Below are 20,792 nucleotides of genomic sequence, written 5' to 3'. Positions count from 1 at the left end.
AAGCCGAACGAACGAGGGTACCCTGTTACCACAGCCTTTTACCCGCCCCGCTACGGCGTTCTCAGGCCCCCAGCGGATACGGCATGTAGCCGACGAAACCGGCGATCTTCCAGCTGCCTTCGACCTTCCGGCAGAAATACAGGGTCTGCCATTTCAGCCGGTCGACGCTGCCATCCGCCTTGGCGACGGAGCCGTCGAACTTCTTGTGCAGCACGGCACGGTCGCCCTCGACATCGATGTCGCGCAGATTGGTGACGCGAAACAGCGCCTCGCGCAACGGCTCGGCGAATTTGGTCGCCGCCGTCTCCTTGGCCTGGCGCAGCCACTCGTCGCGGTAGACCTCCAGCCTTGGGAACTGCAGCCGCCAGGCATCGGCATTGGCGAGGAAATGCGCATGCATGCCGAAGAAGCTTTCGGCGATAAAATCGTGCTCGACCATGGACCAGTCCTGGCCGATGAAGGCGTCGATGTCGCGCCGCACCAGCATCTCCCACAGCGCATGGCGGTCGGCATCGCCTGAAGGAAACGGGTTCTTGTCGAAGGTCATTCTCGGTTTCTCCGGTCTCGCACAGGCATTTGTCCGTCGCGGCGCGCAGGCCGCCCGGCCGGTGCGCACGATGCAAGCGCTTCTGTAATAAAGCAACACGGATTTCGAAGAATGTTGCTTTCCAACAAGGGCCCTATCGGGACCGCCGCGATCGCGGTAAATCTGCGCGGAAGGGGGCGCCGCCCTGGTGCCCTGCCGCGTCATCAGAGGAGGCGATCCCTTGCCCAAGCAGACTTTTGGAACATCCCATGTGCCGCTGTCGCCCGCCGTGCGGGCCGGCGACTTCGTCTATGTCTCGGGCCAGGTTCCGGTCGGCAGCGACGGCATCGTGGTCAAGGGCGGTATCACCGAACAGACCGAGCAGGTGCTCGCCAATGTGAAGGCGGCGCTGGCCTTGGCCGGCTGCACACTGGACGATGTGGTGAAGACCACCGTCTGGCTGGAAGACGCGCGCGATTTCGGCGCCTTCAACGCGGTCTACGCCAGGCACTTCCCGAAGAACCCGCCGGCCCGCACCACGGTCGAATCGCGGCTGATGATCGATATCAAGATCGAGGTCGAAGCGGTCGCCTATCGACCAGTTTGAGACGACAAAGCAAAGAACCGGAGGTTCCCCTCATGCAATTCGACCTCCTGCTGAAGGGCGGACGGCTGATCGATCCGGCGTCCGGCATCGATGCGCTGCGCGATGTCGCCATCGCCAATGGGCGGGTCGCGGCGGTCGATGCCGATATCCCGGCGGATCGCGCCGCGCAGGTCGTCGACGTGACGGGCTGCATCGTCGCGCCCGGGCTGGTCGACCTGCACAGCCACGTCTATTGGGGCGGCACCTCGCTCGGCGTCGATGCCGACCGGCTCGCCGCCAAAAGCGGCACCACCACCTTCATCGATGCCGGCAGCGCGGGCGCCGGCAATTTCCTCGGCTTCCGCCGCCATGTCATGGAGCGCTCCAGGGCGCGCATCCTGGCGTATGTCAACATTTCCTTTGCCGGCATCTTCGGCTTCTCGCAGTCGGTGTCGGTCGGCGAGTGCAGCGATCTGCGGCTCTGCGAGCCGCGCGAGGTGGTCGCCGCGGCGCGCGAGCACGCCGATGTCGTCGTCGGCGTGAAAGTCCGCTCCGGCAAGCATGCCGGCGGCACCAGCGGCATCGCGCCGGTCGATCTGGCGCTGGAGGCGGCCGACAGAGCCGGACTGCCGCTGATGGCGCATATTGACGAGCCGCCGCCCGGCCGCTCGGAAGTGCTGCCGCGCCTGCGCCGCGGCGATATCCTCACCCATTGCTTCCGGCCGTTCCCCAACGCGCCGGTCTTCGCCTCCGGCGCGGTGCGGCCCGACATGCGGCTGGCGCGCGAGCGCGGCGTCATCTTCGATCTCGGCCATGGCATGGGTTCGTTCGATTTCGACGTGGCGCGCGCCATGCTGGCCGAGGGGCTGGCGCCGGATGTCATCTCGAGCGACGTGCATCTCTACTGCGTCGACGGGCCGGCCTTCGACATTCTGGTCTGCATGTCGAAGCTGATGGCGCTCGGCATGCCGCTGGTCGAGGTGCTGCGCGCGGCGACGCAAGCGCCGGCGCGGGCGATCGCCAGGCCGGATCTCGGCACGCTGGCCGTCGGCACCGTCGGCGATGTCGCCGTGCTTCGCCAGCGATCGGGCCGGTTCACCTTCGTCGACGCGGTCGGGGCCGCGCTGGTCGCCGACCAGCGGCTGGTGTCGGAAGGCATCGTCATCGGCGGTACATGGTGGCCGAACGAGGCGGTGAACGATGTCAGCGAGACCGAGCGTTTCGAGGCGCATGCTGCGCATACGCATGTCGAGGTGGCGACGCGGCATTTCGGGCACCGGCATGAGTGAGGGGGATGCCCGTGAGGGCTCGGAGTGTCGAGTTCCTCTATAAGTGCTGTGCGACCCTCGTCATCCTAGGGTCTGCGCCGCGTCGCTTCGCTCCTTGCTTCGCCCTAGGATGACGAACTCACGGGATGCTATCGTCTCGAATTACTCGGCTTGCCGTAAACCGGCGTGGCAATCCCTTCCATGCGCGCCTTGATCTGCAGCGCCACGTATTTCGAGTAAAAACGCGACAGCGCCAGATTGCCGCCGTGGAACCACAGCGCTTCCTGCGCCGTCGGCTTCCACATATTCCGTAGCTCGCCTTGCCAGGGTCCGGGGTCGCCCTTGACACCGGAACCGAGGCCCCAGCAGGGGCCGACCTTGTCGGCGACTTCGCGCGAGACGAGTGCGGCGACATTCTCGTTCATCGACTGGTAGCCGGTGCAGGCGATGATGGCGTCGGCCTCGAGCTCGCTGCCATCCTCGAACAGGATGCCTGTCGGCGTCAGCGCCTTGATGGCGACGCCGCTGCGGATGCCGATCTTGCCGTCGATGATCAGGTCCGAGGCGCCGACATCGATGTAGTAGCCGGAGCCGGTGCGATAGGCCTTCATCAAGAGGCCGGTCTCGTCGTCGCCGAAATCGATGGCGAAGCCGGAGGCGCGCAAGCGGTCGTAGAAGGCGGCGTCGCGCGCCTTGATCACCTCGTAGAGCGCGCGCTGGCCCTTGGGCACCAGCGCGAAGGGGGTCGAGGCGACGATCATGTCGGCCTTTTCGGTGGTGATGCCGCGCGCCAGCGCGCTCTCCGAGAAGATCTCGAAGCCGACCTCCATCAGCGTGTCCGACTTGACCACGGTGGTCGGCGAGCGCTGGATCATGGTGACGTCGGCGCCGCTTTCCCAGAGATCGACGCAGACGTCATGGCCGGAGCTGGCCGCGCCGATGACCGCGACCTTTTTGCCGCGGAATTTGTCGCCGCTGGCATACTGGCTGGAATGCAGCAATTCGCCCTTGAATTCGCTCGCGCCGGCCAGGTCGATCTTTCGCGGCGGGCCGTAGGCGCCGGTGGCGAAGACGACATGTTTCGGCTTCAGCGTGATCCGCCGGCCGACACGGTCGACCACCACGGTCCACTCCTTCCGCGCCTCGTCATAGGAGGCGCTGAGGCACTTTGTGGCGACCCAGTAGTTGAGCTCCATGACGCGCGTGTACATTTCCAGCCAGTCGCCCATCTTGTCCTTGGGCGTGAAGACCGGCCAGTTTTCCGGGAACGGAATGTAGGGCAGATGGTCGTACCAGACCGGATCGTGCAGCACGAGCGTGCGGTAGCGGTTGCGCCAGGAATCACCCGGGCGTGCATTCTTCTCGATGACGATGGTCGGCACGCCGAGCTGCCGCAGCCGTGCACCCAGCATGATGCCGCCCTGCCCGCCGCCGATGACCAGGCAATAGGGCTGCTCGGTGGCGCCGAGCTCGCGCGTCTCGCGCGCCCGCGCCTCCGACCAGGTCTCGCGTTCGGGGTCGGCCTTGTGACGCACGCCGAGCGGCCGCGCCAAACCCTTGCGCTCCTCGAACCCCTTGAGGTCGGTCATCGCCGTGAACAAGGTGCGGCAGCGGCCGTCGCGCAGGCGCACAATGCCTTGCCCTGACGCCACCGCGGTCTCGAAGGTGAACCAGGCTTCGATGGTGCCCTCGTCCGAGGTCGCCTCGCCGGCGAGCTGCCATGCGGTGGGCTTGGTCGTCGCCAACGTTGCCTCGAGCATGTCGACGATGGCCTCGCGGCCTTCCATGGTCGTGACGTTCCAGGTGAAGCTCAGAAGATCGCGCCAGTAGCAGTCGTCGACGAACAAATTGCTTGCCGCGGTCGCATCACCGGCCGCGAGCGCCTGCGCCAGGGATTCCAGCCATGCGGCTGCCTGTTTCGTCGGTGCCATTTCGAGCATTCTTTTCCCTCTCAGGTTGACGGCTTTCCTTCTCCCCTTGTGGGAGAAGGTGGCCTCGCGAAGCGAGGTCGGACGAGGGGTGTTCAAGCTTGGCAAGGACGGCACTCCGTCACCCACCCCTCAACCGTCTCGGCGCTGCGCGCCGATCCACCTTCTCCCACAAGGGGAGAAGGAAAAAAGCTGTGCCTTAGTCCCCGAGCGGCTCCATCTCCTTGCCGGTGCGGTGGATCTGGGCGTTGTATTTGATGCGGCGGACCGTCTCGCGCGCCGAGCCGTCGAGCTTGTAGGCGGAGGCCACGGCCAACAGGTCGATCGCCGCCAGGAAGGCGAAGCGCGAAGCTGTCGGCTTCAGCGTGTCGGGATATTCAGGCACCGCCACCGTCAGCCGGACATCGCAGGCGCGGGCGAGATCGGTGTCGGGCGCGGTCACGGCGATGGCGTTGGCGCGGTAGTGCTTGGCGAGTTCGACGGCCTCGATCACCTCGCGCGTGCGTCCGGTCGCCGAAATGGCGATCACCAGGTCGCCCGGCTTCAGCGTCGAGGCGGTCATGCGCATCAGATAGGGATCGCACTGGGCGCTGACGGTGATGCCGTAGCGAAACAGCCGGTATTGCGTCTCCTGCGCCAGCGCCGAGGAACTGCCGCCGAGGCCGAAAACGGTGACCTGGCGAGCCTTGGCGATGAGTTCCGCCGCCTTCTGCAACTCGCCTGGGTCAAGCTGGCGTTCAGCCTCCTGCAGCGCCCGGCGCGCCTCGCCGAAGACGGCGTTCCAGAACGGCATGCCATTGTCGTTGCTGATGGCCGGCGGCTTGGCCAGATAGAGCGCGCCGACGACGAGGCTCTGCGCCAGCTTCAGCTTGAAATCGCGCACGCCCTCGCAGCCGATGGCGCGGCAGAAGCGGGTGACGGTCGGTTCGCTGACCCCGGCGCGTTCGGCAATCGCCGCATTGGAGGCGTCGACGGCGTATTTGACATTGTCGAGCACGACATCGGCGACGCGGCGCTCCGCCGGGCTCAACTCTGCGTAGGAATCCTTGACCAGCGAGATGATGTCGGGGATGCGCCTGATGTCGCGTCCCTCCGGCTCGTGGCTTGCAACGGGCTCTTGCTGGCTGTCAGCTTCGGTCATGAAGTCGATCTTCCCTGTCTTTTCGACCTGACCTCTTACCATGTTTGCACATCGTCGTTCCATGCGCCCGGCCGCGCTGCAACCGTTGCGTGCCTGGCGATAGGCTCGCGTTTCCTTTTCAGAGTATGTAGGAAAGCAACACGTATTTCAAGGCTGGGAAAATTAAGTAGAAACAGTGTATTAAGCGAAATCCGGAATTTTCATGATACGGTTACCACCGCGAGCGCTTGACAGCAAAGTAGGATAGTTACAGACTGATTTTAGCAGGCGATGACCTACTGGATCATCACGCAATCTCCGAGGGGCGGATGAACGCGGGCGAGACAACAACGCCGAAGCTTGGCGTGCAGGCAGCGACCAAGATCTATCACACGGCGTCAGGCGACCTCCTGGCGCTGGACCGCTGCAGCCTCGATGTCAGGGCCAATGAAATCGTCTCGATCGTCGGCCCGTCCGGCTGCGGCAAGACCACGCTCTTGTGGTCGATGTCGGGCCTGCACGGCCTGACCAGCGGCGAGATCCGGCTCGACGGCGTCAAGATCGCCGGCCCGCATCCCGATATCGGCATCGTCTTCCAAGAAGCCAACCTCCTGCCCTGGCGCAATCTCGATGCCAACATCCGCTTTCCCTTCGAGATCAAGGGCGAAAAACCGGACCGCGCCTGGATCGCGCATCTGCTCAACCGCGTCGGCCTCGACGGTTTCGGCGGCAAGTTCCCGCGCGAGCTTTCGGGCGGCATGCAGCAGCGCGCGGCGATCGTGCGGGCGCTGGCGCTGAAGCCCTCGGTGCTGTTGATGGACGAGCCGTTCGGCGCACTCGACAGTTTCACCCGCGAAGAGATGAACCGGCTGGTCGAGGAAATCTGGCTCGACACCAAGACGACCATCGTCTTCATCACCCACAGCATCGAGGAAGCGATCTTTCTGTCGGACCGCGTGGTGGTGCTGAGCGCCCGGCCGGGCAAGGTCGCCAAGGAGTATCGCGTGCCGTTCGCTCGGCCGCGCTCGCTGGAGATCATGGCGACCAAGGAAGTCTTCGACCTCACCAACCGGATCAAGATGGACATTGTCGGCGAGCGCGCCAGGCCGAAGGCGCCGGAACAGGAGCGCGCCAGCGCCGAGATCGTGAGGATCAGGCCGTGAGCGACGCCATCCCGGAATTCTCCAAATCCAAATCAGGCGATGGCCAGGAGGTCAGCCTGACCAATCTGTCGGCCTTCGCCAGCGGCCCCGGCATCAAGTCGGGCAAGGAGGTGGCGGCCATCATCGCCGTTGCCGTGGTCATCATCGGCGGCATCGAACTCGCGCTGCGGCTGTTCCATGTGCCGCTCTACATCATGCCGCCGCCGAGCTCGATCGCCTATGCGCTGTTCGACGAGTTCCCGCTGATCGCGCCGCATCTCGGCTACACGCTGGTCGAGCTGGTCTCCGGCTTTGCCATCGGCGCCGTCGTCGGGCTGGTGCTGGCCGCCGTCATCACCCAGTTCCCCTTCGCCGAAAAGATCGTCGCGCCCTACATATTGCTGCTGGTCACCACGCCGATGCTGGCGCTGGTGCCGCTGCTCATCCTGCGCTTCGGCTTCGGCTACACGCCGCGCATCATCGCGGTGGCGCTGGCCGCCGGGCCGATGGTGATGATCAACGCCGCCACCGGCTTTCGCCGCGTCGACAGCGCCAAGATCGCGCTCGCCCGCTCCTACGGCGCCAGCACCTTGCAGATCTTCTGGAAGATCCGCGCGCCGATGGCGCTGCCGATGATCCTGGTCGGGCTGATGATCGGCGCCATTTTCGGCCTGCTCACCGCCGTCGGCGCCGAGATGGTCGGCGGCGGCTTCGGACTCGGCAACCGGCTGACCACCTATTCGTCGATGATCCAGATGCCGCAGTTCTTCGCCGTGGTGCTGATCCTGTCGACGCTCGGCATCCTGATCTACGTGCTGTTCTTCCTCATCGGCAAGAAATGGGCGAGCTGGGAGGCTTGAAGACAAGGATTTGAAGCAAGACGCCCGGGAGGCGGGCGGCAGACCGACGTCAAACAAAAAGGGGAATGCCATGACCAAAGACAATTCGATGAACCAGCCAGGCATCAGCCGCCGCTATTTCCTGCAGGTCACCGGCGCCGGCCTGGTGACGGCAACCGCACTCGGCGCCACCGGTTTCAAGGCAAGGGCCGAGGCGTATGGCAAGTTCACCTGGATCTCGCCGCGCGGCACGCTCGAAGTGCTCGACGACTATCCCTACTGGGCAGCCAAGAAAGCCGGCTATTTCGACGGGCTCGACACCGACATGCAGCCGGGGCCCTCGGACGGCACGGCGACGGTGAAATTCGTCGATGTCGGCCAGGCCGATATGGGCTTCCCCTCGCCCGGCGTGTTCTCCTTCGCCATCCAGAACGGCATGAAGCTGAAATCGGTGTTCCACATGGGCGCGCGCGATACGTTCAGCATCGCCTTCCGCAAGGGCGAGGGATCGAACGACCTGAAGAAGCTCGAAGGCAAGACCATCCTGCTCGGCTCCGCCGCCTGGCAGTCGATCACCGATCCGCTGCTCGCCGCGCAAGGCGTCGACATCAAGAAAGTAAAGTATGTCGAGGCCGGCTGGCCGACCTGGGGTACCGCGCTGGCCGGCGGCCAGGGCGATGCAGCCCTGTCGTGGGAAGGGCTGCGCGCCGAATGGATCGCCAAGGGCCTCGACTTCGAATACTGGCTCGGCGTGAAGAACTCCAAGCTGCCGGCCAACACCTTTGTCGTGCGCAGCGCCGACCTCGAGGACCCCGACAAGAAGGCGTTCCTGGAAAAGTACCTGCGCGGCTGGGCGATGGGCCTCGAATTCGGCTACCAGAATCCGCGCGCGGCGGTCGAAGCGGTGTTCGAGCAGTTCCCGACGCTGGCCAAGAATCTCGGACCGGAGCTCGGCACCACCTCGATCCTGCAGCAGATCAACGTCTTCCGCGGCGACATGGACAAGCGCGGCGGCTGGGGCTCGCACGACATGGCGAGCTGGCAGGGCTTCTTCGACGAGATCCACAAGATCGGCCAGATCACCAATCCGGTGAAGGCCGAGGATGTCTGCACCAACGACCTCATCCCGGCCGCCAACGATTTCGACAAGGCCAAGGTCAAGGCCGATGCCGACGGCGTCAAATTGTCGGAAGGCTTTGCCGCGCTCGATGTCGAGAAGATCAAGGCGCATCTGTTCGATTCGGCGGTTAAATAGGGTGCAAAAAAGAGGTCATGCCGTTCCTTGCCCTGTCTTGGCTCGTTTCCTCTCCCTCGATCGACGGGGGAGAGGAAGGGGCCGGGCAACGAGCGGCGGCGCAGACCTGAGGTGATTGTCCCAATGGACATGCGAACGGCGATCGATCGCCGTGTGCGATTCAATCAAGAACCGGGAGGCTGACTTGGCCGACAGAGTAAAAGTGCTGGTGGTGGGTCTCGGCAATATGGGTGCGTCGCACGCCAGCGCCTATCACCGCTCCGAGGGTTTTCAGATCGTCGGCATCATGAGCCGCTCGATCAAGAGCAACACCAAGATACCGGCCGAATTAGCCGGCTATCCGCTCTACGAGGATTTCGACCTGGCGCTGAAGGAGACGAAGCCGGACGCCGTCTCGATCAACAGCTGGCCGAACACCCATGCCGAATATGCGCTGAAGGCGATCGCGGCCAATTGCCATGTGTTCATGGAAAAGCCGCTCGCCACCAACATCGAGGACGCCGAGAAGGTCGTGGCGGCGGCGCGCGCCAAGAACCGCAAGCTGGTGCTCGGCTACATCCTGCGCGTCCACCCCTCCTGGATCAAGTTCATCGAGGTCGGCAAGACGCTGGGCAAGCCGCTGGTGATGCGCCTCAACCTCAACCAGCAGAGCAGCGGCAGCGCCTGGCACTGGCACAAGAACCTGATCGATTCGCTAATCCCGATCGTCGATTGCGGCGTGCACTATGTCGACGTCATGTGCCAGCTGACCGGCGCCAAGCCGGTGCGTGTGCACGGCATCGGCGCCAAATTGTGGGCGGAGGCCGACAAGCAGAATTACGGCCATCTGCACGTCACCTTCGATGACGGCTCGGTCGGCTGGTACGAGGCCGGTTGGGGGCCGATGATAAGCGAGACGGCCTATTTCGTGAAGGACGTGGTCGGTCCGAAGGGCGCGGTGTCGATCGTCGCCGGCCAGGCCGCCAGCACTGCCTCGGACGCCGAAGTGTCGAACTCGGCCGATATCGACCGTCACACCAAGACCGATGCGCTGAAGATCCACTATGCCCAGGTCGACGGCGACAAGAACTTTTCCAAGCCCGACGAGATCGTCAGCATGGAGGACGAGCCCGGCCACCAGGAGCTGTGCGACCGCGAGCAGGCCTTCTTCCTGCGCGCCATCCGCGAGGACCTCGATCTGACCGAGCAGATGGACGCGGCGGTCAACAGCCTGCGCATCGTGCTCGCCGCCGAACAGAGCATTGCGCTGGGACGGACGGTCGAGCTGGCCTGACGCAACCGGTTGCTGGCGCTGGAGGCGGCACCGGCAGCGCAGCAGTTTCATCCTTCTCCCCGTCACCATACGGGGAGAAGATGCCGGCAGGCGGATGAGGGGCAGCGCTTACATTTGCAATTAGCCGATAGCGACAGCTCGCGCATTCTTAAGCGCGGTGTCGAGGCATGCAAATTTGGGAGAGAGGCATGGTCACCGACAGTCTTTTGAAAACCTATGCGGACTCCGATGCGCTCGATCTGGTCGGGCTGGTGCGCGGCGGCCAGGTTTCGCCGGCCGAACTGGTCGAGGCGGCGATCACGCTGGTCGAGCGGCTCAATCCGGCGCTGAACGCGGTGATCCATCGCCTCTACGACATGGCGCGGGCGCAGGCGCAGACGGTCGACAGATCGGCACCCTTCGCCGGCGTGCCGTTCCTGCTCAAGGAGCTGGCTTCGTCCTGGACCGGCGCGCCGAACACCAATTCCTGCTTCTACCTCAGGGATGTCGTCGCCGATTCCGACACAGAAGTCGTCCGCCGCATGAAAGCGGCGGGACTGGTGCTGGTCGGCAAGTCGAACGCGCCGGAGAACGGCTGGTCGATCACCACCGAGCCGAAACTCTACGGCGTCACGAAGAACCCGTGGAAGGAAGGCATCACGCCCGGCGGCTCGAGCGGCGGGGCGGCGGCGGCCGTCGCTTCGCGCATGGTGCCGATCGCCGAAGCCAGCGACGGCGCCGGTTCCATCCGCATTCCGGCCTCATGCTGCGGCATCGTCGGCCTGAAACCGTCGCGCGGCCGCGTCAGCCTCGCGCCGTTCGGCGACTATTGGTATGGCGGCGCCTATTTTCTCTGCTGCTCGCGCAGCGTGCGCGACACGGCGGCCTATCTCGATGCGGTGGCCGGCGCGCTGCCGGGCGATCCCTACACGCCGCCGGTTCCCGATGCCTCCTGGCTCAGCCTGTCGGCGCGGGCGCCAAAAAGGTTGCGCATCGGCTTCACCGTCACGCCGCCCAACGGCACGGCCATCGATCCGGAGGTGAAGGCAGCGGTGCTGGCGACCGTGGCGGCGCTCGAACGGCTGGGGCATCACGTCGAGCAGCACGACATGCCGCTCGACGCCAACGGCGCCTGGGCGACCTACACCAACATGACCTGCGTGCAGACGGCGGCGACCTTCAACTATCTTGAAACGGTGATCGGGCGGCCGGTGACGCCAGCCGACGTCGAAGCGGTGACCTGGGCGATCATCGCGCGCGGCCGCGCGACCAGCGGTGTCAGGCACATCTCCGATGTCGAGCAGCTCAGGCAGATCGGCCGCGACATTGTCGGCGATCTCGACGCCTACGACCTCGTCGTCACGCCGACGCTGACGCAGCTGCCCCGCCCACTCGGCTATTACGACATGTCGGAGACGGACATCGACCGCTACAACGCCAAATGGACGGACGCGGTGTTTGCCTTCCCCTTCAACATTTCAGGCCAGCCGGCGATCTCGCTGCCGCTCGGCTGGTCGAAAGGCGGCGTGCCGATCGGCGTGCAGCTGGTCGGCCGCTATGGCGACGAGGCGACCGTGCTGGCGGCATCGGCGCAGCTGGAGCAGGGGATGCCGTGGAGGGATCGGCGGCCAGCTGTGAGTGTTAGTTAGCCGGCACGGCAGGGGCGGAGCGCGACGAACAACCAAACATCGGCGGTCGCGCCCTACGGCGACAACGACCAACCCTACCCAACCATCTCCAGCCGCCTCGGCAGCCGGTTCATCGGCCTCGGCCCATCCGCCGTGATCAGGAACTGGTCCTCGAGATTGAAGCTGGCGAGGCCGTCTATGTAGAGCGGGATTTCGAAGGCTAGCACCATGCCGGCCTCGATCACCACATCGCTGTCGGCCGCGATGAACGGCCATTGCTCGGAAAACACCGATTGGCCGACGCTGTGGCCGAAATGGCCGCGGCGGAAGCTGCGCAGGCCTTGCCGCGCCAGGCTCTCGGTGGCGACGCGGTGCACATGAGCGAGCGTGTTTCCGGGGACAAGCGCCGCCAGCCCGTCCTCGAAGGCGCGCTCGGCGATGGCATGCAGCTCGGCCTGGTCGGCGGAAGGCGGCCCGAAGGTGAAATTGCGCGACATGTCGGAGGCGTAGCCACCGACCGTGCAGACCATGTCGCATTTCAGGGGATCGCCGGCCACGGCCCTGGCGTCGGCGCCCTTGGCGCGGACGCCCAGCGTCACATATTCCGCCGTTACGACCGGATGCGACAGCCCGGCGGCCGCGTCGGCGACGCCCTTGCGGTAGAGCGCGACGAGATCGGCCTGTCGCATGCCGGCCATCGCGTCCACCTGCAAGCGCTCCAGCCCGGCTTCCGAGAGAAAGATGCCTTGCTGAAGGAGATCGATCTCGCGCTGTGATTTGACGGCCCGTAGCCTGTCCAGCACCGGCGAGCCGTCGACCATCGGGGAATGCGGCAGCAGCGCCTGGATGGCCGCGAAATCGGCGGCCGGGACGAAGTCGAGGTCGATGCCGAGCATTGCGCGCTCTAGTCCGAATTCCTTGAGCAAGGCCTGCAGCTGGCGCACCGAGCCGGCGAGATCGAAAGTGGCGGGACGGGAGAAATCCGGCGCCCGGCCAAGCGAGGTCAGCCCGGCCTCGATGCGCTCGGCCAGGGGCAACTCGTGCGCTGTCTCGACCGGCGCGGATTCGATCCAGATCGGGTGCGACCGCACGATTGCTTCCGGAGCGGCGAGACGCAGCTGCGGGGCGTTGAAGTCGGCGACGACAACACCGATCGGCAAATCTTGTTCGGCCGGGATGATCACGAACCCGCCACCGGCGCGGCGGAACAGCCCCGCCGGGCCGATCCACGCACCGGTCGCATAGTGGTAGGCCTCGGGTGCGCACAGCACCAGCGCCCCGATGCCGGCGCCTTCCATCAACTGCGCGGCGCGCTGGCGGTCGACAAAGCCTGTCATGGGTTTCTCCGGATAGCCTGGCGGCAACGGAGCATTGCGGGCGCGGACAATCAAGGGCCGGATGGGAGATCCGGCTGCCGACAGATCGCGCGTTGGCCGGCAGATGCTGCAGGCGACTGCAAGGGAGACCCGTGGGACTTGATACCCACCCATCTCTTTCCAGGCTTTGGCGCCGCCCCTCACCGGCCTGCCGGCATCCTCTCCCCGTATAGTGACGGGGAGAGGGGAGCTGTCATCAACGGTTTCGCCAACCACAAGCGTCGAAAGAAAGACGGCGAGGTCGCCGCCAGCTACTTTCTCCCCGTCACTATGCGGGGAGAAATGCCCGGCAGGGCAATGAGGGGCGGCGCGAGCTTCGGCAATGGGCCGCCTCTGCCACGCGTTAGGATTATTGGGGCGTGCCCTACGGCCGTCGCAAGACAGCGGGCGGGCGCAATCCCTACTTGATCGATTCCAGCACCCAGCCGCAGAACTCCAAGAACCCGAAGAGCGTATCTCAGTACGACGTTGCCGGCTTCCAGCAGTCCCATAAGTGACGCCCGGCCCTTTGGCGGGCGAGATTCCACCGCCAAAAACGAAAAAGCCGCGGCGGACTGCGGCTTTTCGATGCTTGATTCCCTGGTAGGAAACTGGAGCGGGTGAAGCGATTCGAACGCTCGACCCCAACCTTGGCAAGGTCGCTCTTTTCCGATGAAATCAAGCGGTTAGCTCCAAAACCGCTTCATTCCCGCGCGAAATAACTCAATGAATACCGTGCAGGTGTAAAACTAACCAGCACATCTAAGACCAGGACTCGGCCTGCCCGCCGCGCCAAAAACGAGTCCTCGGTCGACGTGCACTACGCTGGAGGATCTTCCACAGCATTCCTTTTGGCATTAGGCGGAATCCCTCGCCAATCGCGCGAGCGTAGGCCGCTTCGTACTCCCCATCCGGCAATTTATTGCCGCTTTTTGGAAACATATTTCCGGCTCCGGAGCCAGATGGACGAGGACGAAGCCCGGCACGCGTTCCAGGATTCGATGCGCCAACACCCAATTGGGCCGTGCACCTTCGGGTGCGAGCTTTCGATTGGGACTGAGCCGCGCGAATGGCACTGTGGCCAGCGGCATATGAAGAGCCGCACCTACAGGTCGGATACCTGGCCGCACCAACCAGCAACTGCAGAGCGCTCAAATAGAACCCTTGCCAACGGAGGGCCGTCCATACACGGCCCAAAGCTGCCGGACCGAAACGCGCCCAATATCAGACGTTGCTGAGAGGATTGAGGCTTCCTGGAAGCAGTCATTCGTTAACGTTGCTAAGTTCGGTCGCTCCCACACCGAGCCATTCTCGGGCGTTATCAAGAGAGCCGGTCCCTCCGGCAAAACAAGAGAAAATCTGATCGGAAGCCGGCGCGATATCTGAAATTCAGTTGCTTTAAGGTTTGCGATCGCCAGCAACGCGGCTTGACGCTTTGGCTAAACTCGTCGAACGCGCGGTCAGAAAGGCAATGATCGGACCTCAATCCGACCATTTGCGGTGGATCAAAGCTCGGACCATCCATTGGGCTAAAAACGCTTGCGGCTATCTCGCCGCGGACGGGACGGAGGCGCAATCCTATGAAACTCATGACATGTCTCCCGCTAGTCACATATCCCGAGGCGAATACGGTGAAGGTCGGTTCGAATGCCGTGACACTTGCTAGGCAGGTGGGGGCAGTGCTTCATGCAATCGCTGTCGATGTCGACATTCCGGACGTTTCGAACGCGCTTTCGAGCTATCTACTCGATCTTCCAAGCAAGATTAGAGAAGCCGAGGCGGCCAGCCGCAAGCGAGGCAAAATCTTGCTGGAGGTGGTTGCCAAGGAGGCGGCACAAGACAAGGTGCCGCTCACGACCCATGTGATAGCGGCGCCTCCGGCTCTGATGGGCGATGTCGCCGCAGAACAGTGCCGCTATTTCGATCTGTCACTGGTTGGCCTGGCCGCGGACAATCCGACAGCGCGCATGACTGCCGAGGCTATACTCTTCGGCGCAGGCCGGCCGACGCTGCTTTTTCCCGAAGCTACGGATGTTGGTGTGCTCGACCATGTCGTCATCGCGTGGGACGGAAGCCGCGTGGCGGCACGGGCGGTCGCTGACGCGCGGCCGTTCCTGGAGCGCGCCGCCAGGATCACCGTCATCAGTGTGACCGACGAAAAGCCGCTTCCGGGAAAAGACATTGGCGAACGCCTTGCCGAGGGCCTGCGTGTGCGTGACCTGACCGTTGAGAGCAGTTCGATCCGAGCTGGCGATCGTTCGATCGGTGCCGCTCTCCAGGAGCATGCCGTCAAGATTGGCGGAAAGCTGCTGGTCATGGGTGGATACGGTCATTCGCGGGTCAGGGACTTTGTACTCGGGGGCGCAACGGAGGGTGTTCTCGCGGATCTGCGGCTCCCCGTCCTCCTGTCGCACTGAAATAGCGTCTCGTGAGAAGCGGCCATGACATTGGCTTATAGTCCGACAGAGACAGTTGAGATGTTCCAACCAACCCCGACGGCCGATATGTTTTCCGGCCTTTCAGAGGCCGAGGCGCAAGCCAGGCTTGTCGCCGAAGGGTACAACGAACTGCCGAGGTCAAACCAGCGCACGCCGCTGCGGATTGCCTTCGAGGTCATTCGTGAGCCGATGCTGGCGCTCCTGCTTGGCGGCGGCGTTGTCTATCTCATTCTGGGCAATCTGGAAGAAGCGCTGATCTTGCTGGCATTCGCCACGATGTCGATCGGCATAACGATCATACAGGAGACACGCACCGAGCGTGTTCTGGAAGCGCTGCGTGATCTCACCAGCCCTCGCGCCCTGGTCATTCGCGGTGGTGAACGCAAGCGCATTGCCGGTCGCGAGGTTGTTCGGGGGGATCTCGTCGTGCTGGGCGAGGGTGACCGCGTGCCGGCCGATGCCAGGCTTCTCCAGAGCCAGGACCTTCAGAGCGACGAATCGCTCTTAACCGGCGAATCCGTGCCGGTTCGAAAGGTTGCTGTCGGCGGCATCTCGCCGGTGAGCGAACGCCGGCCAGGCGGCGACGACCTGCCTTTCATATTCTCTGGTTCGCTGATCGTTCGCGGGTCAGGCATGGGCGAAGTCCTGGCGACGGGGCGACGTAGTGAAATCGGCAAGATAGGGCACTCCCTGAGTTCAATGGAGACAGAACCGCCGCGATTGCAGGCGCAAATGCGGCGCGTCGTACGCATTTTCGCTATGGTGGGGGGTGCGGTCAGCGTCGTCGCGGTCCTGCTTTACGGGCTTCTGCGAGGCGGCTGGGTTGACGCTGTGCTCGCAGGCATCGCGCTCGGCATGTCCATGCTGCCGGAAGAGTTTCCCGTCGTGCTCACGATCTTCATGGCCATGGGTGCGTGGCGCATATCACAGGCGCGCGTCCTGACCCGTAGGGCCGCCGCGATCGAGACGCTTGGCTCGGCGACGATCCTTTGCACCGACAAGACAGGCACGCTCACCGAGAACCGGATGACGGTCGCCGAACTTCGGACGGCAGATGGAAAGTCGTTTCGGATTGCGGACAAGTCCGGCACCGACCTGCCGGCGGCATTCGCCGATCTGGTCGAGACTGGCGTGCTTGCCAGCGCCCAGATTCCTTTCGACCCCATGGAGATCGCATTTCACAAGCTCGGCAAGGAACGGCTATCCAGGTACGACATTCTGGGCAACCCAGATTGGGAGCTGGTCCACGCATATCCGCTTCGACCCGGACTGCTGGCGATGTCGAATGTCTGGCAATCGACACTTGGCGATGGCAATTCGCTGGTTGCGGCAAAAGGCGCGCCAGAGGCGATCGGGGCGTTGTGCCATCTGAACGCAAGGGACTTCAAGGCCCTGAAGAACTCGGTCGAGGCCATGGCGGCCGAGGGGCTGCGTGTGCTCGGCGTGGCACACGGGTCTCATCGCGGCACCGACTTGCCGCAGACGCAACACGATTTCAAATTCGAATTTCTCGGGCTGGTCGGCCTGATGGATCCGCTGCGCGTGGGTGTTCCCGAAGCCGTGAGCGACTGCCGTTCCGCCGGCATCAGGGTGATGATGATCACCGGCGACTACCCGGCAACCGCCAAAATGATCGCGCGCCAGGCTGGCCTCGATGTCGAAAGTGTCGTGACCGGCAGTGAGATGCAAGCGCTCGGTGACGACGAGCTGGCGCTGGGTGTGAAAACCGCAACCGTGTTCGCGCGCATCATGCCCGAGCAGAAGCTTCGCATCGTCAACGCGCTGAAGGCGAGTGGTGAAATCGTCGCCATGACCGGCGACGGGGTCAATGACGCGCCGTCGCTCAAGGCCGCCAATATCGGGATCGCCATGGGTGGCCGCGGTACCGACGTTGCGCGCGAGGCATCGTCCATCGTGCTGCTCGACGACGATTTCGGTTCAATCGTCAAAGCAATTCGGCTTGGCCGCCGCATCTTCGACAATCTGCGCAAGGCCATGGGCTTCATCTTCGCGGTCCACGTGCCGATCGCGGGCCTCTCGCTGCTGCCGCTGCTGTTTGGCCTGCCGATCCTGTTCGGGCCGATCCATATCGCCTTTCTGGAGATGGTGATCGATCCCGTGTGCTCGCTTGTCTTCGAGGCTGAAAGCGAAGAAGACGATGTCATGCGCCGTCCGCCTCGCAATCCGGACTCGCCACTCTTCTCCTGGGCGTTGATCGGATGGGGTCTGCTCCAGGGGACGCTCGCCTTCGTGCTTCTGGCGGGCATTTACCTTGTCGCCCTCGGCCAGGGCATGGCCGAGAACGAAATCCGGGCCCTGACGTTTTTCTCGCTGGTGCTGACAATCGTTGGACTGATCTTCGTCAACCGTTCCTTCAGCGCATCGCTTCTGACCGCGCTCATCAGGCCGAACCGGTCGCTGATGATCGTCGTCGTGGCTGTCGCTTCGATGCTAGGCGGGACGCTCCTGTGGCCCTTTGCCGCCAGTCTGTTCCGCTTCGGACCCCTGCATCTCGACGATCTGGCGGTGACGATTGCCGCGGGATTTGCCGTGCTGGCATGCCTGGAGTTGCTGAAACTATTCTGGCGGGAGCGACTGAAGGCCTAGCCGTTCAATGAAACGATCAATGACCAGTCTTCTGTTGGGAAAGAGTTGGACGTGAAGAAAACTCCCGGACGAACCGTTTCGGTGTCGGCAAAATGAGCGCAGACAATCCACGAGTTCGTCGAAGCCAGGTTGGCACACTTGTCCTAGCGGCCGCCGCGATCGTCGGGATTGTCGTCTGCGTGCTTCTGACCGAGCCATTTTTGGGCGCGATCACATGGGCGTTGGCACTGGCAATCCTCTTTATCCCTTTCCATTCCTGGATCGAGACGAAGTTGAAACTCCCCAACCTTGCGGCGATGGTTTCGGTCTTGACGATCGTACTGCTCGTCGTTGTCCCCGCAGCTTTCCTGTTAGAGCGCTTGGTCGAGGAAGCTGCTTCTGGGGCAGCCTCGATCCGAACCCGGGTCGCTGATGGAGAGCTCCAACTTCTCCTGGACGCCCACCCCGGCATAGCACCTATTGGAAAGTGGATAGAGCAACAGATCGATCTGCCGTCGATGATGGCGAGCCTCGCAACATGGCTGAGCAACGCCGGTGCAACGTTCGTCAAGGGTTCCGTGCTGCAAGTGGCCGAAGTCCTCCTGACCTTCTACATGCTGTTCTATTTCCTGCGTGATCGGAACGCAGTCGCGCGCCTGCTCCATGATTGGATGCCGTTGGAGAGCGCCGATACCGAGCGGCTGTTCCAGCGGGTTTTCGATACCGTTCACGCCACGGTATATGGGACGCTGGCGGTCGCAGCAGTCCAGGGTTCTTTGGGCGGGTTGATGTTCTGGATCCTCGGGTTGCCGACGCCCCTTCTTTGGGGCGTGGTGATGAGTTTGCTTTCCGTCGTGCCTGTGTTGGGTTCGTTCCTCGTGTGGATACCGGCAGCAATCCTCCTCTTGCTTGACGGTGATTGGGGCAAGGCCCTGATTCTCTCGGGCTGGGGCGGTATTGTTGTAGGCGGAATCGACAACGTCCTTCGCCCGATGTTGGTCGGCAACCAGCTGAGGCTCCACACGATCCCAGCGTTCATATCGATGATAGGTGGGCTCGCCCTGTTCGGGGCTCCAGGATTCATACTGGGTCCCTTGGCAGTCACGGTGACTTTGCTGCTCATCGAGGTATGGGCTGCGCGCGACAAAATCAGCAACCGCCAGCAACAGGAATGATCTCACAACGTGATGCAAACCTGCGTAGGGGTCAAATCCCGTCGCGCCGAACGGCATGCAACACAACCTTGACGCCGCGCAGCTTGAAATCGAGCATCGGCGTGACGCGCTCGATGCCCTTGATCATGCAGGCTGCAATCGCCGCCAGAAGCAGTTCGGCTGGATTGAAGGCATCGGTCCGGCCCTCGAGGCTGGTGTCGAGAACAAGCGCGGCGTTCTTGGTCGTGGCCACGCTGCCTCGTGCATCGGTCCGTCTGGCTTCAATGCTGTATTCGAACATGGTGCACCTGCTTCGCCGCCCGCCTGGGAGGCATGCTATTGGCGCTTCTAGCCGGTGTTGGGGAGTTGGAGGTTGATCCAGGTCAGAAATCGCGGACAACTTGGAATGTCGATTGCTTCTGTCACCGTTCCTATCGGACGATCAACACAGGGACCGTGCTGAAGGAAAGCACCTCTGTCGCCTGACTGCCCAGTAGCAGTCTGGCGAGGCCCCGGCGTCCGTGCGCGGCCAAAACTACCAGATCGCAGCCCCGGGTCTAGGACAGCTCAAGGATTGCCTCCGCCGGCTTCCTATTTTCAAGATGGACGGCCTCGGCTTGCACACCGAGCCGGTCAGCCGCTGCATTGCATTGATCTAGTATTTGCCCCGCGAAACGGCGCCCCTCTTCCTCGTATGAGACGAATTTTGCGCCGGCTGAATAGCCCGACATTGGACTTCCCCAATCAAACATTGGGAATGGCTCGGTGACATGCAAAAAGATAACCTTGGCCTTGAGGCGATTGGCGAGGGACAGTCCATGCGTAACGCCACTCCAAGCGAAGTCAGAACCATCCGTTGAAATAAGGAAGTGCGTGTAAATCGCATTCGTACCTGAGCGAGCGATTGCGTCTGAACTGCGAAAATTCAGTGCCTTTTCAGGTCACCTTTCATCTGCTCATACTGCTCTCTCGTGATCTCGCCGGAGGCGTAGCGGCGATCCAGAATATCTAGCGAGGCCGCTTCACGTGAACGGTCGCGCGTGGGTTGATGCCAAAAATAGTAGACAACACCAGCCGCGATCAGGATCAGCAGCAACGGGCCAAAGCCGAAGAATGGCATGCCCCAAGCTCCGCCGCAGCAATTGCTCCACCCCCACGACATCATAGCGAGTACTCCATCCTCGTGACACCAAACAATCGGACGGCGCGCGTCGCATTGCGTTGGATCAAATCGCTTGGAGAATCCTCAGATGCGCGGGCCAAGTCACAAGCGCTTTGGGCTCCAGAATTGTCATACGATGCCTAAAGTTGAGCTACCACGCGCTCAAGCTTCGAACGCACAACTTGTGCAGCTTGTTTGAGCGCCGGATTATCGATCGCTTGCATCGAGGCGACCGGATCGATCGCAGCGACCTCAGTTTGTCCGTTTCCCGAATCCCGCACGACGACGTTGCACGGCAGCATCGTCCCCACCTTGTTTTCCAGCAGGAGAGCTTCGTGGGCCAGCGCGGGGTTACATGCACCGAGGATAATGTATTTCGGGAACTCTACACCGATCTTGGTCTTCAGCGTTTCCTGCACATTGATCTCAGTCAGCACGCCAAAACCTTCGGCCTTTAGAGCTGCTTTCGTTCGCGCGACGGCCTCGTCGAAGGCCGTCGGCAACATCCGACCTATGTAATACGTCATTGATTTACGCCTCCAAACAGACAAAA

Annotated in this window: 18 protein-coding genes, 1 tRNA gene and 1 pseudogene; 11 read left to right on the top strand and 9 right to left on the bottom strand. The window is 63.1% G+C overall.

Annotated features, from left to right (window positions below; all coding sequences use genetic code 11):
* Positions 1-61 precede the first annotated feature (61 nt).
* Positions 62-547 (bottom strand): hypothetical protein, encoded by a 486-nt coding sequence (locus ACLGL5_RS06135; protein WP_069090566.1) that lies wholly within the window; start codon positions 545-547, stop codon positions 62-64.
* 220 nt (positions 548-767) lie between these two features.
* Between ACLGL5_RS06135 and ACLGL5_RS06130 the strand changes: the two genes are divergently transcribed.
* Positions 768-1,133: a RidA family protein gene (locus ACLGL5_RS06130; RefSeq protein ID WP_027047560.1), complete on the top strand. Its 366-nt coding sequence runs from the start codon at positions 768-770 to the stop codon at positions 1,131-1,133.
* 32 nt (positions 1,134-1,165) lie between these two features.
* Complete coding sequence (locus tag ACLGL5_RS06125; protein WP_069090565.1) at positions 1,166-2,401, top strand: amidohydrolase/deacetylase family metallohydrolase; 1,236 nt, start codon at positions 1,166-1,168, stop codon at positions 2,399-2,401.
* 128 nt (positions 2,402-2,529) lie between these two features.
* On the opposite strand, the gene ACLGL5_RS06120 is transcribed toward ACLGL5_RS06125, so the two are convergent.
* Positions 2,530-4,320 (bottom strand): flavin-containing monooxygenase, encoded by a 1,791-nt coding sequence (locus ACLGL5_RS06120; RefSeq protein WP_069090564.1) that lies wholly within the window; start codon positions 4,318-4,320, stop codon positions 2,530-2,532.
* A 187-nt stretch (positions 4,321-4,507) separates the two neighbouring features.
* Complete coding sequence (locus ACLGL5_RS06115; RefSeq protein ID WP_019862147.1) at positions 4,508-5,449, bottom strand: MurR/RpiR family transcriptional regulator; 942 nt, start codon at positions 5,447-5,449, stop codon at positions 4,508-4,510.
* Positions 5,450-5,757: 308 nt separating this feature from the next.
* Here ACLGL5_RS06115 and ACLGL5_RS06110 point away from each other — a divergent pair, with 308 nt between their 5' ends.
* From ACLGL5_RS06110 to ACLGL5_RS06090, 5 genes are all read left to right on the top strand, one after another.
* The gene (locus ACLGL5_RS06110; protein ID WP_019862146.1) at positions 5,758-6,591 is read left to right on the top strand and encodes an ABC transporter ATP-binding protein; all 834 of its coding nucleotides are present in this window, start codon (positions 5,758-5,760) and stop codon (positions 6,589-6,591) included.
* Positions 6,588-7,430: an ABC transporter permease gene (locus tag ACLGL5_RS06105; protein WP_038650727.1), complete on the top strand. Its 843-nt coding sequence runs from the start codon at positions 6,588-6,590 to the stop codon at positions 7,428-7,430. The genes ACLGL5_RS06110 and ACLGL5_RS06105 overlap by 4 nt, the downstream gene beginning before the upstream one ends.
* Positions 7,431-7,500: 70 nt before the next feature.
* Positions 7,501-8,664 carry an ABC transporter substrate-binding protein gene (locus ACLGL5_RS06100; protein WP_064981551.1) on the top strand — a complete coding sequence of 388 codons (1,164 nt, stop codon included), beginning with the start codon at positions 7,501-7,503 and terminating at the stop codon, positions 8,662-8,664.
* A 184-nt stretch (positions 8,665-8,848) separates the two neighbouring features.
* Complete coding sequence (locus ACLGL5_RS06095; protein WP_069090563.1) at positions 8,849-9,937, top strand: Gfo/Idh/MocA family protein; 1,089 nt, start codon at positions 8,849-8,851, stop codon at positions 9,935-9,937.
* A gap of 188 nt (positions 9,938-10,125) precedes the next feature.
* Positions 10,126-11,565 carry an amidase gene (locus ACLGL5_RS06090; RefSeq protein ID WP_069090562.1) on the top strand — a complete coding sequence of 480 codons (1,440 nt, stop codon included), beginning with the start codon at positions 10,126-10,128 and terminating at the stop codon, positions 11,563-11,565.
* Between the two features lie 74 nt (positions 11,566-11,639).
* Here ACLGL5_RS06090 and ACLGL5_RS06085 read toward each other — a convergent pair whose 3' ends face one another.
* Entirely contained in the window at positions 11,640-12,881 is a 1,242-nt protein-coding gene (locus ACLGL5_RS06085; protein ID WP_069090561.1) for a M24 family metallopeptidase, read from the bottom strand.
* Positions 12,882-13,279: 398 nt separating this feature from the next.
* Between ACLGL5_RS06085 and ACLGL5_RS06080 the strand changes: the two genes are divergently transcribed.
* The gene (locus tag ACLGL5_RS06080; protein ID WP_210184866.1) at positions 13,280-13,417 is read left to right on the top strand and encodes a hypothetical protein; all 138 of its coding nucleotides are present in this window, start codon (positions 13,280-13,282) and stop codon (positions 13,415-13,417) included.
* A 94-nt stretch (positions 13,418-13,511) separates the two neighbouring features.
* Here the strand turns inward: ACLGL5_RS06080 and ACLGL5_RS06075 are convergent.
* A tRNA-Ser gene (locus ACLGL5_RS06075) sits at positions 13,512-13,612 on the bottom strand.
* Between the two features lie 966 nt (positions 13,613-14,578).
* Here ACLGL5_RS06075 and ACLGL5_RS06070 point away from each other — a divergent pair.
* The 3 genes from ACLGL5_RS06070 to ACLGL5_RS06060 all read left to right on the top strand — a co-directional run bounded on the left by ACLGL5_RS06070 (position 14,579) and on the right by ACLGL5_RS06060 (position 19,098).
* On the top strand, positions 14,579-15,316 hold the full coding sequence (locus ACLGL5_RS06070) for a universal stress protein (protein WP_494372886.1): 738 nt from the start codon (positions 14,579-14,581) through the stop codon (positions 15,314-15,316).
* Positions 15,317-15,376: 60 nt separating this feature from the next.
* A complete protein-coding gene (locus ACLGL5_RS06065; protein ID WP_069090559.1) occupies positions 15,377-17,944 on the top strand; it encodes a cation-translocating P-type ATPase in 2,568 nt (855 codons plus the stop codon).
* Positions 17,945-18,036: 92 nt separating this feature from the next.
* Complete coding sequence (locus ACLGL5_RS06060; RefSeq protein ID WP_069090558.1) at positions 18,037-19,098, top strand: AI-2E family transporter; 1,062 nt, start codon at positions 18,037-18,039, stop codon at positions 19,096-19,098.
* 31 nt (positions 19,099-19,129) lie between these two features.
* Here ACLGL5_RS06060 and ACLGL5_RS06055 read toward each other — a convergent pair whose 3' ends face one another.
* From ACLGL5_RS06055 to ACLGL5_RS06040, 4 genes and pseudogenes are all read right to left on the bottom strand, one after another.
* Positions 19,130-19,330 carry an OsmC family protein gene (locus tag ACLGL5_RS06055; RefSeq protein WP_494372885.1) on the bottom strand — a complete coding sequence of 67 codons (201 nt, stop codon included), beginning with the start codon at positions 19,328-19,330 and terminating at the stop codon, positions 19,130-19,132.
* Between the two features lie 178 nt (positions 19,331-19,508).
* Positions 19,509-19,958 (bottom strand): annotated as a pseudogene (locus tag ACLGL5_RS06050) (universal stress protein).
* Between the two features lie 44 nt (positions 19,959-20,002).
* A complete protein-coding gene (locus ACLGL5_RS06045) occupies positions 20,003-20,197 on the bottom strand; it encodes an SHOCT domain-containing protein (RefSeq protein ID WP_069090557.1) in 195 nt (64 codons plus the stop codon).
* Positions 20,198-20,379: 182 nt separating this feature from the next.
* Positions 20,380-20,766, bottom strand: coding sequence for a DUF302 domain-containing protein (locus tag ACLGL5_RS06040; RefSeq protein WP_038648521.1), 387 nt, complete (start codon positions 20,764-20,766; stop codon positions 20,380-20,382).
* Positions 20,767-20,792 lie beyond the last annotated feature (26 nt).

Source organism: Mesorhizobium sp. U510 (assembly GCF_059180695.1).
Note: the sequence above shows the minus strand (reverse complement) of the source record. Positions and strands in the feature narration are given on the sequence as shown.